We start from the raw sequence: 446 nt of genomic DNA, 5'->3' as shown, positions 1-446 counted from the left end.
CCAGTCAAAGAAAGTATCAGAGCGGATCTGCACCACGGGCAGTGCGGTGTCACCCAGGATACCGCAGGTATATTCCCGGCCGGAGATGAAAGCCTCAAGCAGGATATCATGGTCGTATTCCAAGGCCTGCATCACCGCGGCCTCCAGCTCGTCACTGGATTCCACTTTCGATACCCCTATGCTGCAACCCTGAGAGCTGGGTTTCACCACTAAGGGATAGCCTATGGTATCGGCTGCCGACTGAATCTCTTGCAGCGACTGCTGACGATCAACAGCAACCCAATTGGCATAGTGAAAACCGTGCTGGGCCAATATCTGGCGTGTACGCCGCTTATTGAGACACAGCGCCGATGTGGCCAGGCCGCTGCCGGTATAAGGAATTTTCAGCCAGTCCAGCAACCCCTGAATATGGCCGCTTTCTCCCAGGCTGCCATGCAGGGCAATAA

At 55.4% G+C, this 446-nt stretch carries 1 protein-coding gene; it reads right to left on the bottom strand.

Annotated elements, in window-relative coordinates; genetic code table 11:
• On the bottom strand, positions 1 to 446 hold a 446-nt coding region (locus ACYP03_RS24145; RefSeq protein ID WP_459782385.1), incomplete at both ends, for a D-alanine--D-alanine ligase family protein.

This window comes from Photobacterium sp. R1, from assembly GCF_054600795.1.
Note: the sequence above shows the minus strand (reverse complement) of the source record. Positions and strands in the feature narration are given on the sequence as shown.